The sequence below is a fragment of the Phytohabitans houttuyneae genome (genome assembly GCF_011764425.1).
Lineage (GTDB): Bacteria > Actinomycetota > Actinomycetes > Mycobacteriales > Micromonosporaceae > Phytohabitans > Phytohabitans houttuyneae.
In genome coordinates, this window is sequence record NZ_BLPF01000001.1 from 5,020,176 (window position 1) to 5,034,930 (window position 14,755).

At 69.8% G+C, this 14,755-nt stretch carries 10 protein-coding genes and 4 pseudogenes; 6 read left to right on the plus strand and 8 right to left on the minus strand.

Translation table 11 applies throughout. From position 1 onward, the window contains the following. Nucleotides 1-33 precede the first annotated feature (33 nt). From Phou_RS23255 to Phou_RS23290, 8 genes and pseudogenes are all read right to left on the minus strand, one after another. A pseudogene (locus Phou_RS23255) lies at nucleotides 34-786 on the minus strand (succinate dehydrogenase/fumarate reductase iron-sulfur subunit); the annotation flags it as partial. Beyond that, nucleotides 786-2,696, minus strand: coding sequence for a fumarate reductase/succinate dehydrogenase flavoprotein subunit (locus Phou_RS23260; RefSeq protein WP_173057937.1), 1,911 nt, complete (start codon nucleotides 2,694-2,696; stop codon nucleotides 786-788). The pseudogene Phou_RS23255 and the gene Phou_RS23260, both read right to left, overlap by 1 nt. A gap of 12 nt (nucleotides 2,697-2,708) precedes the next feature. Beyond that, nucleotides 2,709-3,512, minus strand: coding sequence for a succinate dehydrogenase subunit SdhC (gene sdhC, locus Phou_RS23265; protein WP_173057938.1), 804 nt, complete (start codon nucleotides 3,510-3,512; stop codon nucleotides 2,709-2,711). 135 nt (nucleotides 3,513-3,647) lie between these two features. Next, a complete protein-coding gene (locus Phou_RS23270; protein WP_173057939.1) occupies nucleotides 3,648-4,259 on the minus strand; it encodes a hypothetical protein in 612 nt (203 codons plus the stop codon). Nucleotides 4,260-4,344: 85 nt separating this feature from the next. Continuing rightward, nucleotides 4,345-5,721, minus strand: a complete 1,377-nt coding sequence (locus Phou_RS23275; RefSeq protein WP_173057940.1) for a TldD/PmbA family protein — start codon at nucleotides 5,719-5,721, stop codon at nucleotides 4,345-4,347. Further along, nucleotides 5,721-7,157: a TldD/PmbA family protein gene (locus Phou_RS23280; protein WP_173057941.1), complete on the minus strand. Its 1,437-nt coding sequence runs from the start codon at nucleotides 7,155-7,157 to the stop codon at nucleotides 5,721-5,723. The genes Phou_RS23275 and Phou_RS23280 overlap by 1 nt, the downstream gene beginning before the upstream one ends. Nucleotides 7,158-7,179: 22 nt before the next feature. Beyond that, the gene (locus Phou_RS23285) at nucleotides 7,180-7,740 is read right to left on the minus strand and encodes a Uma2 family endonuclease (RefSeq protein WP_246273696.1); all 561 of its coding nucleotides are present in this window, start codon (nucleotides 7,738-7,740) and stop codon (nucleotides 7,180-7,182) included. Nucleotides 7,741-7,797: 57 nt separating this feature from the next. After that, on the minus strand, nucleotides 7,798-8,841 hold the full coding sequence (locus Phou_RS23290) for a carcinine hydrolase/isopenicillin-N N-acyltransferase family protein (protein WP_173057942.1): 1,044 nt from the start codon (nucleotides 8,839-8,841) through the stop codon (nucleotides 7,798-7,800). Nucleotides 8,842-8,935: 94 nt separating this feature from the next. Here Phou_RS23290 and Phou_RS23295 point away from each other — a divergent pair. The 6 genes and pseudogenes from Phou_RS23295 to Phou_RS54510 form a co-directional block, all read left to right on the plus strand. Next, nucleotides 8,936-9,904, plus strand: a pseudogene (locus Phou_RS23295) (ABC transporter ATP-binding protein); the annotation flags it as partial. Nucleotides 9,905-9,919: 15 nt separating this feature from the next. Next, nucleotides 9,920-10,893: pseudogene (locus Phou_RS23300) on the plus strand (ABC transporter ATP-binding protein). Beyond that, a pseudogene (locus tag Phou_RS23305) lies at nucleotides 10,890-11,890 on the plus strand (ABC transporter permease). Before Phou_RS23300 ends, Phou_RS23305 begins: the two co-directional pseudogenes overlap by 4 nt. A gap of 9 nt (nucleotides 11,891-11,899) precedes the next feature. After that, on the plus strand, nucleotides 11,900-12,886 hold the full coding sequence (locus tag Phou_RS23310; protein WP_173057943.1) for an ABC transporter permease: 987 nt from the start codon (nucleotides 11,900-11,902) through the stop codon (nucleotides 12,884-12,886). Between the two features lie 100 nt (nucleotides 12,887-12,986). Continuing rightward, nucleotides 12,987-14,540 (plus strand): ABC transporter substrate-binding protein, encoded by a 1,554-nt coding sequence (locus Phou_RS23315; RefSeq protein ID WP_246273699.1) that lies wholly within the window; start codon nucleotides 12,987-12,989, stop codon nucleotides 14,538-14,540. Then, on the plus strand, nucleotides 14,537-14,671 hold the full coding sequence (locus Phou_RS54510; RefSeq protein WP_281365048.1) for a hypothetical protein: 135 nt from the start codon (nucleotides 14,537-14,539) through the stop codon (nucleotides 14,669-14,671). Before Phou_RS23315 ends, Phou_RS54510 begins: the two co-directional genes overlap by 4 nt. Nucleotides 14,672-14,755 lie beyond the last annotated feature (84 nt).

The following is a 14,755-nucleotide window of genomic DNA, read 5'->3' on the forward strand; positions in this document are numbered from 1 at the left end:
GGCCGCGACCGGTGCGCCGCCCGCCTCGTCGAGCTGGTCGCGCCGGAAGATCTTCCGGCCCAGCCACACGAGCGGGTCGTACCGGCGGTCGACCACCCGTTCCTTCATGGGAATGATCGCATTGTCGGTGATCTTGATGTGCTCGGGGCACACCTCCGTGCAGCACTTGGTGATGTTGCAGTAACCCATTCCCATCGAGGACTGGGCGTACTCCTTGCGGTCCTCTTTCGCGTCGAGCGGGTGCATGTCCAGCTCAGCCGCGCGGATGAGGTACCGCGGCCCGGCGAAGGCCCGCTTGTTCTCCTCGTGGTCACGGACCACGTGGCAGGTGTTCTGGCACAGGAAGCACTCGATGCACTTGCGAAACTCCTGCGAGCGCTCGACGTCCACCTGCTGCATGCGGTACTCGCCGGGGGCCAGGTCGGCCGGCGGTGCGAAGGCGGGCGTCTGCCGCGCCTTCTCGTAGTTGAAGGAGACGTCCGTGACCAGGTCGCGGATCACCGGAAACGTCCGCAGTGGAGTGACCGTCACGGTCTCCTCCTCGGCGAACGTGGACATCCGGGTCATGCAGCCCAGTCGCGGCGTACCGTTGATCTCCATCGAGCAGGAGCCGCACTTGCCGGCCTTGCAGTTCCACCGGCATGCCAGGTCGGGCGTCTGCGTGGCCTGCAGACGGTGGATGACGTCGAGGACCACCTCGCCCTCGTTGACCTCGACCTCGTAGTCCTTCAGGTCACCACCGGTCTCGTCGCCCCGCCAGACCTTGAAAAGACGCTTCGCGCCCATTACTTGGCAGCCTCCTCAGCGAGCGCGTCGAACTCGGCGAGCTCCTCATCGGTCAGATACTTCGAAAGCTCGGTGCGGTCGAAGAGCTTGATGAGCTCCGGCCGCATCTTCGGCAGGGGCTTGTGCTCGAGCCGTACCTTGTCGCCGTCGAGGGAGCAGACGAGGTTGACCTGCCGCCACTCCGGCCGCATCGACGGGAAGTCCTCGCGGGTGTGTCCGCCGCGCGACTCCTCCCGCTCCAGCGCCGCCTTCGCTGTGCACTCCGAGACGACGAGCATGTTGCGCAGGTCGATGGCGAGGTGCCAGCCGGGGTTGTACCGGCGCCCGCCGGCCGCGCTGACGTTGCTGACCCGCTCGCGCAGCTCGGCGAGGCGGACCAGCGACTCTTCGAGCTCGCCCTTGCGGCGGATGATGCCGACCAGGTCGCCCATCACGGCCTGCAGGTCCTGCTGCAGCGTGTACGGGTTTTCCCCGCCCTCCCGCGTCAGCGGCGCGAGCGCCGTCTCCACGGCCGCGTCGAGGTCGGCCTGTGCCACGCGGGGCCGGGCCGGCAGCGCGTCCGTGTAGACCGCCGCGTGCTCGCCCGCCCGCTTGCCGAAGACCAGCAGGTCGCTCAGCGAGTTGCCGCCCAGCCGGTTGGAGCCGTGCATACCGCCGGAGACCTCGCCGGCCGCGAAGAGCCCCTGCACGGTGCCGAGCGCCGCCGCGGTGTCCGGGTCGACCTCGACGCCGCCCATCACGTAGTGGCAGGTCGGACCGACCTCCATCGGCTCCTTGGTGATGTCGACGCCGGCCAGCTCCTTGAACTGGTGGTGCATCGACGGGAGCCGGCGCTTGACCTCCTCGGCCGGCAGGCGGCTCGCGATGTCGAGGAAGACGCCGCCGGCCGGTGAGCCGCGACCCTCCTTGACCTCGTTGTTGATGGCGCGGGCGACCTCGTCACGGGGCAGCAGCTCCGGCGGGCGGCGGTTGTTGTCCGGGTCGGCGTACCAGCGGTCGGCCTCCTCCTCGGTCTCCGCGTACTGCTTGCGGAAGACGTCGGGGACGTACTGGAACATGAACCGCTTGCCGTCGGAGTTTTTCAGCACGCCGCCGTCGCCGCGGACCGACTCGGTGACCAGGATGCCCTTGACCGAGGGCGGCCAGACCATGCCGGTCGGGTGGAACTGGAGGAACTCCATGTTGATCAGCGTGGCGCCGGCCCGGAGGGCGAGCGCGTGGCCGTCGCCGGTGTACTCCCAGGAGTTCGACGTGACCTTGTACGACCGGCCGACGCCGCCCGTGGCCAGCACGATGGCCGGCGCCTCGAAGAGCACGAACTCGCCGCTCTCGCGGTAGTAGCCGAACGCACCGGCCACCTTGTCGCCGTCGAGCAGCAGCTCGGTGATCGTGGTCTCGGCGAAGACGCGGATGCGCGAGTCGTAGCTGCCGGTCTCGGCCTTGTCCTCCTGCTGGAGCGAGACGATCTTCTGCTGCAGCGTGCGGATCAGCTCCAGGCCGGTGCGGTCGCCGACGTGCGCGAGCCGCGGGTACTCGTGGCCGCCGAAGTTTCGCTGCGAGATCTTGCCGTCCTTCGTACGGTCGAACAGCGCGCCGTACGTCTCCAGCTCCCAGATGCGGTTCGGCGCCTCCTTGGCGTGCAGTTCAGCCATCCGGAAGTTGTTGAGGAACTTGCCGCCGCGCATCGTGTCGCGGAAGTGGACCATCCAGTTGTCGCGGCTGTTGACGTTGCCCATCGCCGCGGCGGCGCCGCCCTCGGCCATGACCGTGTGCGCCTTGCCGAAGAGCGACTTGGAGATGATCGCCGTCTTCTTGCCGGCCAGCCGGGCCTCGATCGCCGCGCGCAGGCCGGCGCCACCGGCCCCGATGACGACGACGTCGTAGTGGTGTCGTTCGATTCGCGTAGTCATATCTGGGCGCCTTTAGTTGATGAACCGGAGGTCCGAGAACCAACCCGCGGACACGGCCATGATGTAGAAGTCCGTCAGCGCCAGCGTGCCCAGCGTGATCCACGCCAGCTGCATGTGCCGGACGTTCAGCTTGGAGACGAACGTCCAGAAGCGATAGCGCATCGGGTGCTTGGAGAAGTGCTTGAGCCGGCCGCCGGCGATGTGCCGGCACGAGTGGCAGGAGATCGTGTACGCCCAGAGCATCACCACGTTGCCGACCAGGATCACGTTGCCCAGCCCGAAGCCGAAGCCCTCTGGGCTGTGGAACGCCAGGATCGCGTCGTACGTGTTGATCACGGAGATGATGGCCGCGGCGTAGAAGGCGTACCGGTGGGCGTTCTGGAAGATCAGCGGGAACCGGGTCTCGCCGCTGTAGGTCTTGTGCCCGTCCGGCACGGCGCAGGCCGGCGGCGACATCCAGAAGGCGCGGTAGTAAGCCTTCCGGTAGTAGTAGCAGGTGAGCCGGAAGAGCAGCAGGAACGGGAGGCTGAAGGCGGCCTCCGGGATGATCCACCAGCCCGGCAGGTAGGTGCCGAAGTGCGCGGCCTCAGGTATGCAGCGGTCGGTGATGCATGGCGAGTAGAACGGGGTCAGGTAGTGGTACTGCTCGACCCAGTAGAAGTCGTGCATGAAGACCCGCACCGTCGCGTACGCAACCCAACCGCCGAGCCCGATGACGGTGATGAGCGGCGCCAACCACCACCGGTCCGTGCGGAGGGTCTTCGCCGCGATGGCGGCGCGCACCCGCGCACCCGGCCTCGTTGCCGTAGTCGTCATTCTTTATGTCTCCCTAACGGCGCATCCGCGCGGTTTCGGTGCTACACGTTACGCCGCGTGTTGACGGCCACGTGCATGGGAGTCTTGCCTGTGTCGCGGGGGTTACGTAAGTCCAGGACGTTGTGTAGTAGTTCACTACAGGTCGGGCGCGGCCAGCCGGCGCACCGACCCGTCGCACGAGTCGGGCCCGGCGTCCACCAAGCGCTCCACGACAGGCTTGCCGCGCTGGCCCTGCGGCGGCACGAAAAACGCCGGCTCACCGCCGCCGACCTGGCGGTCGAGGGCGCCGGCATAGGCAGCGCGGGCCTCGACGAGCGTGCTCCACGCGTCAAGCCAGTCGCGCCGGTGCTCGCGGCGGTCGCCGGGCAGCTGGTCGAGCTCGGCGAGGAACGGCCGGACGGCCGCGTTTTCATTGCGGATGGCGGTGGCCCGGGCCTGCGGGTTTTCCGTCGCGCCCGGCGGAACCAGGCGGTTGAGCCGCCGCTCAAGCTCGGTACAGGCGGTGTCGGTGCGGGCAACGCCGCGCTCGTTGTCTTCGGCCCGGTCGGCCAGCCCGTCGATCGCGCTGATCAGCGCGATGCCGGTGGCGCAGACGGCGATGACGAGCACGGCGAGGACCCCGCCCGCGATCGCCAGCATGCGGCGCCGGCGCCGGAAGGCATCGCTGAGGCGCGGCTTGCCGGGTGCCGTGGCTGGCTTGTCCGGGGCCGTCTCCTCCGCGGTGGTGGGCGCATCGTCGTCCGTCACGGCGCCAAGTCAAGCACTGCCGCGCCATGTGATCCACCCCATGATCGCGGGGTGCCGGTGCCGGCACCCCGCGCCACGAGGGGTTTCAGCCCGACGCACCACCGGTGAAGTTCCACGAGGCGAGGTGGAGGGCCGGTGCCGTGCGCCAGGCCGCACCCCATCCGTCCGGCACCGTCGTCAGGTCAGCACCCACGCCGAGAACCGCACCGGCCGCGAGCGCCTGCGGGTACGACTGGGTGAACCGGAAGTTCCGGACCGGCGTGGTGATCTCACCGTCTTCGATCAACCACACTCCGTTGCGGGTCAGGCCGGTCACCACGAGGCTCTTCGGGTCGAGCACCCGGGTGTACCAGAGGTCGGTCACCAGCAGGCCGCGCTCCACACTGGCCACCAGCGGCGCGGCCGCCGGGTCGACGACGGCACCCAGCCCGTCCGGCTCGTGGGTCGACGGCTCCCGCCGGGCGGCGCCCGGCTCGAGCCGCATGCTCACCGGCATCGCGCCGAACGCTCCACCGCCCGGTATCGCGTGCCCGGTCGACTCGACGCCGGCCTCCGCGGCGGTACGGCGGTCGTGGGTCACGGCCTCGGTCACGCCGGCGGACACGAGCGCCACCCGCCGCTTCGGGGTGCCCTCCGCGTCGAACGGCAGGCCCAGCCCGCTGGCGCCGAGCGTGTCGTCGACAAGCGTGATCGCGCTGTCGAACTGCTCCGCGCCCGGCTCGGCGAACGACCGCCGCTCGTTGAACGACTTGCCGTTGAAGCCGTACAGCGCGAAGTTTTGCAGCAGGTCGGCCACCGCCGGGGCCTCGAGCACCACCTCGTACCGCCCGGGCGGCAGCTCGACCGCACCGGTGCTGGCCCGCGCCTTGGCCGCGGCCCGGGCGCCGAGCACCGCACCGTCCACCTCGGACAGGCGCCCGCTCGCGAGCCGGGCCAGGCCGTCCGCTCCGTCGAACCGGGCGATCGCGTCCATCGCCACCTCGGCGGTGCGGCCGGTGACCGACTGGCCGGCGGAGTTGGCGAACGCGCCGGCCACGTGCATCGTGCGGCAGTAGCCGGCCGTCTCCAGCCCGCCGGCGGCGTCGACGAACGCGCGTACCCGATCCGCCCGCGCGTCGGGCGAGGCCTGCGCGGTGGCCTCGTCCCAGTTGCCCTCGCCGGCAAGCGGCGCGGGCGGGGTGAGGCCCGGCCAACCCGCGTCGGGCGGCACCAGGCGGGCCGCCTCGCGGGTGCGCAGCACCAGCCCGGCGAGGCCGTCGTCGGTGGTCACCGTGGTCGAGCCGCTCGCGGTCCGGCCGTCGGCGTGCAGGCGCAGTCGTACCGAGGTGGTGGCGTCGGCGACGTTCTGATGGATGAACGAGTTGGCGAAGCGGGTCAGCGCCAGCGCGGTGTGGCCGACGAAGACCTCCGCCTCGACGCCCGGGCCCACCATCGAAAGGACGCGGTGCGCGATGTCCCTCATCAGCCCCTCACTCCCACCCGCACGTTCTGAAACCGGGCCGGCGCGGCGGGGTGGCCGGTGTGGCCGATCTGCCCGGGCTGGCCCTTGCCGCAGTTCGGCGTGCCCCAGGCGATGCTCTCCGAGGAGAGCATGTCCATGGAGCGCCAGAAGATCGGCCCGATCCCCGTGTACGTGGGGTTGCGCAGCATCCGACCCTGCCGCCCGTTCTTGACCTCGTACGCGACTTCGGTGCCGAACTGGAAGTTGAGCCGCTTGTCGTCGATCGACCACGAGCGGTTGGTCTCCATGTAGATGCCGTCGTCGGTGGCCGCGATCATCTCTTCGAGCGTGTGCGGGCCCGGCTCCAGGCCCACGTTCGTCATCCGGACCATCGGCAGGCGCGACCACCCGTCGGCGCGCATGCTGCCGGCGTAGTCGAGCCCGGCGACCGCGGCCGAGTCCCGCCCGGCCAGCACACCCACCCAGCGTCCTTCGCGGACCGCGTCGCGCCGGGCGGCCGGTGTGCCCTCGTCGTCAAACCCGAAGCTGCCCAGCGCGCCCGGGATCGTCGGGTCGATCGTGATGTTCATCAGCTCGGATCCATAGTGGAGAGTGCCGAGCTTGTCGAGGTCGAGCCACGAGGTACCGGCGAACGCGGCCTCCCACCCGAGGATCCGGTCCAGCTCGATCGCGTGCCCCACCGACTCGTGGATCTGCAGGGCCATCTGCTCGCTGCCGAGGATCAGCGTGGTCTCGCCGGCCGGGCAGACCGGCGCGGTGAGCAGGGCGCGCGCCTCCTCGGCGGTGCGGGCCGCGTGCGCGCCGAGGTCGAGCTCCTCCACGAGATCCCAGCCGCGCGTGCCGTACTGCCCGCGGTAGGCCGGGTAGCTGCGGCGCTGCACTTCGCCGTCGCCGATCGCGGTGGACGAGATGCCCGCGCCGCACTCGCGGATGTGCTGGTCGATCCGGTGTCCCTCGCTGGACACGAACCACTTCTCGGTGTCCCAGATCTGGTACAGCCCTTCCGCCACGTCCGCGCCGTGTTCGCGCATCGTCTTGGTCACGTGTACCAGCAGGTCGCCCTTGTCGGACAGGGGCACGGAGAGCGGGTCAACCGCGCAGGCCGAGGCCCACGACCCGGCGCCCGCGCCGGCCGGCACGAGGTCGGTGGCGGGTCCGGGCACCCGCGCGCTGGCCGCCGCGGTCTTCGCGGCCCGGCTGCCGGCCGCGCGGGCGGCGGCGTCGGAGAGGTCGGGCACGGCGTAGAAGCCCCAGCCGCTGCCGACGAGCGCCCGCACGCCGATGCCGGCGTCCTCGCTCTGGGTGAGTTCTTCGATGTCACCGTTTCTGGCGGACATCGCCTCGTAGCGCCGGTGCATCACCCGGGCGTCGGCGTAACGCGCCCCGGCGTCCAGCGCGGCCTGCACCGCGGCGGTAGCCACGTCGAAGTGGGTCATGGGAAATGACCCTATGCGCTGATCAGTGCTCCGGCAGCAACGACTCCGGACGTATCTCGGCCGTTACCGGCTCACTCATCCTCAACACCCCGCCCGGCTCGGCCGTGAGGTGCTCGACGTAGGTCCCTCGCTGCAGTTGAAGGAGTCGCAGGGTCATCGCTTTGTGCTCGACAATCAGATACCACGGGATGCCGGCCTCGGCGTAGTAGTGCATTTTGAGCACCAGGTCCGTGGCCGCGTTGCTCGGAGAGGTGACCTCGCAAACCAGCCGAGCGCAGCTGCCCGGGACGATGCGCTGCTCGAAGTCGATCGCCGTGGTGATCGTCAGGTCCGGTATCACGATCCTGGCCGGCGTCAGCCGCAGGTTGACAGCGGCGTGTATGCGCAGGTCACGCGCTCTGACCGGCGCACGAAGGGCGACCAACAGCTCGGTCGTGACGTGCTGGTGCCACGGGGTGGGCGAGGCGGTCATGTGGAGATCGCCGTCGAAGAGCTCGGTCCGCTCGTTGTCCTCGCCGAGCGCAAGGAACTCCTCCTCGGTCCACGGCCCGCCGTGGGTGGGCGTCATCGCGGTCACTGTCACCTCCCGAGGCTCTCGACTTCTTTAGGCTGGTGCAATCCTTCCACGTGGGCATAACCACTAGAGCGTGGTGTGGTGGATGCGGTCGTACCGCTGCCCGGTCGCTACCGCGGCCGTGCCGGCCTTCAGGTCGTAGACCACCGACCACTGGGTGTGGCCCTGGCGGAGCGTGCGCAGCAGCGTCATCGCCTCGCCCGGGTCGAGCCTGCCCGCCGTTGCCGTGAGCTCCGCCGAGCCCGCCGCGTAGCGCCAGTCGGCCGCGCGCCCGGCGGCGTCGGACGTGCTCAGGTTGAAGTTGGTCATCAGCTGCCACTTGCCGTCGCCGCGGGTGACGGTCATCGTGCCGGTGGCGAACTCGATGACCGCCGAGTCGCCCTCCGCGTCGGCGACCAGGTAGTGCATCGACGGCCCGCCGCTCCAGTTGATCGTGTACGTCTCGAACACGCGCACCGCCTCGTCCACGGTGCGCGCGGTGTCGAGCGCGAGGCGGATGACCGCGAGCGAGCCGACCTCGCGTGCGCCCGGCCGGACCTCGGCCTGGCCGTCGACCTGGGCCATGCCGACCGCGAGGCCGTGCTCGTTCACCCCGTCGAACGGCAGCGTGGAGGCCAGCAGCAGGTCGCGCTTTGCCGCGGCATCGTCCAGCTTGGCCAGGCGAGGGTGGTCGAAGCCGAGGTAGGAGAGGTCGACCAGCGATATCGAGTCGTACGCGTCGGGCGGGCGGGAGACCAGCACCAGCGCCGGGTTGTGGTCCCAGTCGAAGTTGCGGCCGAGCACCGGGCGCGCGGCGTCGCCAGCGGCCAGGAAGACCGTGCAGGCGAACGCGTCGCGGTCGGCCGGCAGCGCGATCACCTTGGACTTGGCGCCGGGCGGGGCGAGCGTGGGCGCGGGCCCGTCGTACATCATCTCGTAGAGCGGGTGGTCGTCGACGCGCTTCAGGCTGGCCAGAGCGCGGTCGGCCGCCTCGGCACCCGGCGAGTACGTGAGCGTGTGGAAGGTGAGCGCCTCGGATCGCGGCGCGGGCGCACCTCCGTGGCAGCCCGCCAGCGCGAGCAGCCCGGCCGTGAGGGCGCGCCCGAGAAGGGTAGAGCGCCGTGCCGCCATCTCATTACGGTAGCGGCTGCTGACAGATGACCTCGCTGTAGCTTATTTTCATCTTCAGCTACGAGTTGTAACTTCCCTACGAAGGCGAGGTGCCGTGGGAGCGACCTCCGACCCGTACCTCCAGGTGCGTGACCTGCGCGTTCGGTTTGCCACCGAAGACGGGGTGGTGCGTGCGGTCGACGGAGTGTCGTTCGCGGTCGAGCGCGGCCGGACGCTCGGCATCGTCGGCGAGTCCGGCTCCGGAAAGAGCGTCACGAGCCTCGCGGTGCTCGGGCTGCACGACCCGAAGCGCACGACCATCACCGGCGAGATCCTCGTCGGCGGCCGCGATGTCGTGGGCCGTCCGGATGAGGAGGTACGCCGCCTGCGTGGCCGCGACATGGCGATGATCTTCCAGGACCCCCTCTCGGCCCTGCACCCGTACTACCCGGTGGGCCGGCAGATCGCCGAAGCGTACCGGGTCCACCACCCGCGCGCCGGCGGCGGCGAGGCGCGCAAGCGCACCGTCGAGATGCTCGACCGGGTGGGCATCCCGCAGGCGGCGCGGCGCGCGCGGCAGTACCCGCACGAGTTCTCCGGCGGCATGCGGCAGCGGGCGATGATCGCGATGGCCCTCATCAACGACCCCGACCTGCTCATCGCCGACGAGCCGACGACCGCGCTCGACGTGACCGTGCAGGCGCAGATCCTGGACCTGCTCGAAGATCTCCAGAAGGAGTTCAACTCGGCGATCGTGCTGATCACCCACGACCTGGGCGTGGTCAGCCAGGTGGCCGACGAGGTGCTCGTCATGTACGGCGGACGGGCCGTCGAGCACGGCAGCGTCGAGGACGTGCTGCGGCGGCCGCAGCACCCGTACACCTGGGGGCTGTTGGCAAGCGTGCCCTCCCTCCACGGTGACGCGGACGCGGACCTCGTGCCGATCCCGGGCAGCCCGCCCAGCCTGATCAACCTGCCGCCGGGGTGCGCGTTCCATCCCCGCTGCGCCTACGCCGACGACAGGTCCCGCGCCGAGGTGCCCGAGCTGCGCGAGGTGGCGGACGGGCACCTTGTCGCCTGTCACCGCCCGGGGTGGCGAATGGCTGACCACGTTCCCCAGCAGCGGGCCGGCTCGCTGCTCCAGGTGGAAGGGCTGACCAAGCACTTTCCGGTACGTGGGCGCGGCTTGGTGCGCGCCGTCGACGGGATCGACTTCGAGGTGGCGGGCGGCGAGACGCTCGGGCTCGTCGGCGAGTCGGGCTGTGGCAAGACGACCACGGGGCGGATGCTCGTGCGCCTGCTGGAGCCGACCGGCGGCCGGATCGTCTTCGAGGGGCGGGACATCAGCCGCGTCGGGCGGCGCGGGCTGCGGCTGCTGCGGCAGGACCTGCAGATCATCTTCCAGGACCCGTACGCCTCGCTGAACCCGCGGCACACCGTCGGGCGGATCGTCGCGATGCCGCTGGAGGTAAACGGGATCCGCCCGCCGGGCGGCGTCAAGCAGCGGGTACGCGAGCTGCTGGAGCTGGTCGGCCTCAACCCCGAGCACTACAACCGGTACCCGCACGAGTTTTCCGGCGGCCAGCGGCAGCGGATCGGCATCGCGCGGGCGCTGGCGCTGCGTCCCAAGCTGATCGTCGCGGACGAGCCGGTGTCCGCGCTCGACGTGTCGATCCAGGCCCAGGTGATCAACCTGCTCCGGGGCTGCAGCGCGACCTCGGGCTGGCGTTCGTGTTCATCGCGCACGACCTCGCGGTGGTCCGGCACTTCTGCCAGCGGGTGGCGGTCATGTACCTCGGGCGGATCGTGGAGATCGGCGACCGGGAGCAGATCTACGAGCGCCCGCGGCATCCGTACACGCGCGCGCTGCTCTCGGCCGTACCCGAGGTCACCGCACCCGCGCGGGCCAACGGCCGCATCCGGCTGGCCGGAGACGTGCCGACGCCGCTCGACCCACCGTCGGGCTGCCGGTTTCGCACCCGCTGCTGGAAGGCACAGGAGGTCTGCGCCACGACCGAACCCCAGCTGGTCAACGGCGTGGCATGTCACTTTCCGGAGGGCGATGCCGAATGAGTCTTTCGTCCGAGATCGCCGGCCCCGAGCTCGCACCGGACGCGCCGCCGCCGCCCAAGGGCGTGGACGTCGCCGGCCGGTCGCCGGGCCAGCTCGCCTGGGTCCGCCTGCGCCGCGATCGGGTGGCGATGATCAGCGGTGGCGCGCTCGTCCTCTTTCTGCTGATCGCGATCCTCGCGCCGCTGATCGAGCTGGCGTACGGGATCGGTCCTTACGACCAGTTCCAGGAGAAGCTGCGGCGCAGCGACGGCATGCCGCTCGGCTACGCGGGCGGCATCTCGGGCGAACACTGGTTCGGCCTCGAACCGGGGTCCGGCCGGGACATCTTCATCCGCCTCGTCTACGGCATCCGCACGTCGCTGCTGATCGCGATCATGGCGGCCCTGCTCACCTCGCTGCTCGGCATCACCCTCGGCATCCTCGCCGGTTACCTCGGCGGGTGGGTCGACTCCGTGGTCAGCTGGATCACCGACTTCGCGCTCGCGCTGCCGTTCCTCATCTTCGCGCTGGCCGTGATGCCCACCGTCGAGCTGCGCTTCTACGGCCCGCGCGACGAGGTGCCGACCTGGTTCCGGGTGGTCGTGCTGATCGCGATCTTCGCGGCGTTCGGGTGGACCGGCATGGCCCGACTCGTCCGCGGGCAGGTGATCTCGCTGCGCGAGCGGGAGTTCGTCGAGGCGGCCCGGGCGAGCGGCGCCGGGCTGGGACACATGCTCTTCCGCCAGCTCCTGCCGAACCTGTGGGCGCCGATCCTCGTGTCGTTCTCGCTGGCCGTGCCGGCGTACGTGACTGGCGAGGCGGCCCTCTCGTTCCTCAACATCGGCATCCGCGACCCACGCCGGACTTCGGCGTGATGATCTTCCGCAGCATCGACTGGCTGCAGGGTGACCCGGCGTACGTGTTCTTCCCCGGCATCACGATCTTCGCCCTCGTGCTGGCGTTCAACCTCTTCGGCGACGCGCTTCGCGACGCGCTCGACCCGAAGTCCTCGCGATAGGAGCCGACCGTGGCGCGCTTTCTGATCAAGCGGTTGCTCTCCGCGACGCTCACCCTCTTCGCGGTAAGCGTGCTCGCGTTCCTGATGTTCTTCGCACTGCCGCGCGACCCGGTCACGGGCATGTGCCCGAAAAACTGCAACCCTGAGCGCCTGGAGCGGGTGCGTCAGGAGCTGGGGCTGCGTGACCCCAAGGTCGAGCAGTACGCCGCGTACATGAAGGGAATCTTCGTCGGGCGCGACCTCGGGAGCGCGCAGGGCGGGCGGTGCGACGCGCCGTGCCTCGGCTACTCGTACGTCAACAGCGAAGCGGTCACCGACACCCTGGCCCGGGTGCTTCCGGTGACGCTGAGCATCGTGCTGCCGGCCGCGATCCTGTGGCTCGCGCTGGGCGTGGGCCTCGGCATGATCTCCGCGCTCAAGCGGGGCACCTGGGTCGACCGGCTGGCGATCGGCTTTTCGCTGACCGGCGCGTCACTCCAGCTGTACTTCACCGGCGCGGTACTGCTGATCGTCTTCGTGTACCAGCTCAAGATCCTGCCCAACCCGCACTACACGTCCATATTCGACGATCCCGTCGACTGGGCGAAAGGCCTGGTGCTCGCCTGGGTGGCGCTCGCGTTCCTCTTCTCGGCCATCTACGCGCGGCTGGCCCGCGCGCAGATGCTGGAGACGCTCTCCGAGGACTTCGTGCGCACCGCGCGGGCCAAGGGGCTGGCCAAGAAGACGGTGTACGGCAGGCACGCGCTCCGCGCCGCCCTCACGCCGCTTGTCACGATCGCCGGCCTGGACGTGGGCGCGGCGCTCGGCGGCACCGTGATCACGGAGACGACGTTCGGCATACAGGGGCTCGGCCGCACCGCGGTGTACGCCGTCCGCGGCGGCGACCTTCCCATGATCATGGCGACCGTCCTGATCGCCGCGGTCTTCGTCGTGCTGGCCAACGTCGTGGTCGACCTGCTCTACGCAGCCATCGACCCGCGTGTCCGGCTCCGATAAATTTTACCGAACGGTGACGTTGGAGCTGTAGCTTTCCTTCAACCACCTTGGGAGGGATCACATGCGTACTCGAGTGGCGGCCGCCTTAGCACTGGTTCTGGTGGCCGGAGCCTGTAGCGAAACCACCGACGACGGTCCCTCCGCGGACCAGCAGCGCACCGCGACCGGTGTGATAGCGACCGACCCGAAGGACTCGCTCGGCCCGGCGCCCGAGGTGCCCGGCGCGACGAAGGGCGGCACCTTCACGATCATCCGCGAGGTCAAGATCTCGCACCTCGACCCGCAGCGGGTGTACTCGTTTGCCGGCCTCATGAACGCCCCGCTCTACGCCCGCACGCTGACCACGTGGAAGGACGACGGCAAGGGCAACCTCACGCTGGTCGGCGACCTCGCGCAGACACCCGGCACCAACGTCAACAACGACTGCAAGGTGTGGGAGTTCAAGGTCAAGGACGGCGTGAAGTTCGAGGACGGTAGCGCGATCACCGCCAAGGAGATCGCGTACGGCATCGCCCGCTCCTTCGACCCCGACCTCACCGGCGGCCCCACCTACGTGCAGGAGTGGCTGGCGGACACGGCCGACTACGACACCAAGTGGGACTTCAAGGCCAACAAGACCTCGCTGCCGCCCGGCCTGACCACGCCGGACGACAAGACGATCCGCTTCGAGTTCGCCAAGGCGCACTGCGACCTGCCGTTCGCGCTGTCGCTGCCGGCGAGCGCGCCGCTGCCGCCCGCCAAGGACACCGGCGTCAACCTCGACAACCAGCCGTTCTCCTCCGGACCGTACAAGATCACCAAGCACACGCCCGGCGTCGAGATCGTGCTGGAGCGCAACGAGCACTGGGACGCGGCCACCGACCCGGTCCGCCACCAGTACCCGGACAAGTTCGTGTGGACGTTCGGCCCCGACCCGGACGCGGGCGCCAACCGCGTGATTGCCGACAGCGGCCCCGACCAGTCCGCGCTCGCATTCAATGGCGTTCCGTCCGCGCTTGTCTCGCAGGTCGCCAACAACGCGGCCCTCAAGGAGCGGTCGATCATCTCGCCGACGCCCACCGCGTGGCGCCTGTCGATCAACACGCAGCGCGTGACCGACCTGGCCGTGCGCCAGGCGCTCAACTACGGCATCGACCGTGACGGCTTCATCAAGAGCATCGGCGGCGAGACCGTGGCCTCACCGATCACGACGCTGATGCCGCCCGCGACGATCGGCTACCAGAAGTACGACGCGTACCCGGCCGGCCCGAACGGCAACCCGGAGAAGGCCAAGGAGCTGCTCGCCGGCAAGACCCCGAGCTGGTACTCGGCGTGGGCGACGACTCCGTCGAGGAGGGCACGCAGCTCAAGGGCAACCTGGAGAAGGCCGGCTTCAAGATCACGCTCAAGACGATTCCGGCCGACGCCAAGCTCGACGAGACCAAGAAGAAGGACAACCCCTGGGACCTGTACCTGGACTCGTGGGCCGCGGACTGGCCGAGCGGAGCCTCCATCCTGCCCGTGCTCTTCGACGGCCGGGCGATCAAGGCTGAGGGCAACAGCAACACGTCGTACATCAACAACGACGCCATCAACGCCGAGTTCGACCGCGTGCTCGCGCTCGACCCGGCCGCGCAGGCGCCCGAGTGGGCCAAGCTGGACGAGCGCATCATGAAGGAACTCGCGCCGGCCGTCCCGATGTACGTCGAGGTCGCCTACTACCTGCACGGCTCCAAGGCCGGCGGCGTCTTCATCAGCAGCGTGTTCGGCTATCCGTCGTTTGTGAACGCCTTCGTCAAGCAGTAGACCCCCCGTGCGGTTGATCAGGGACTTGGTGGGCGTGTCGGCCAGCGTGTCCGTCCACGAAGTCCCTGATCAACGCCCCCTCTC

Bases quoted from the DNA above. Each gene is read 5' to 3' on its own strand.
- Phou_RS23280 (WP_173057941.1), bottom strand. From the start codon at position 7,157: ATGACCCACTTCGACGTGGCTACCGCCGCGGTGCAGGCCGCGCTGGAC.
- Phou_RS23290 (WP_173057942.1), bottom strand. From the start codon at position 8,841: ATGGCGGCACGGCGCTCTACCCTTCTCGGGCGCGCCCTCACGGCCGGG.
- sdhC (WP_173057938.1), bottom strand. From the start codon at position 3,512: ATGACGACTACGGCAACGAGGCCGGGTGCGCGGGTGCGCGCCGCCATC.
- Phou_RS54510 (WP_281365048.1), top strand. From the start codon at position 14,537: ATGAAGGAACTCGCGCCGGCCGTCCCGATGTACGTCGAGGTCGCCTAC.
- Phou_RS23260 (WP_173057937.1), bottom strand. From the start codon at position 2,696: ATGACTACGCGAATCGAACGACACCACTACGACGTCGTCGTCATCGGG.
- Phou_RS23275 (WP_173057940.1), bottom strand. From the start codon at position 5,721: ATGAGGGACATCGCGCACCGCGTCCTTTCGATGGTGGGCCCGGGCGTC.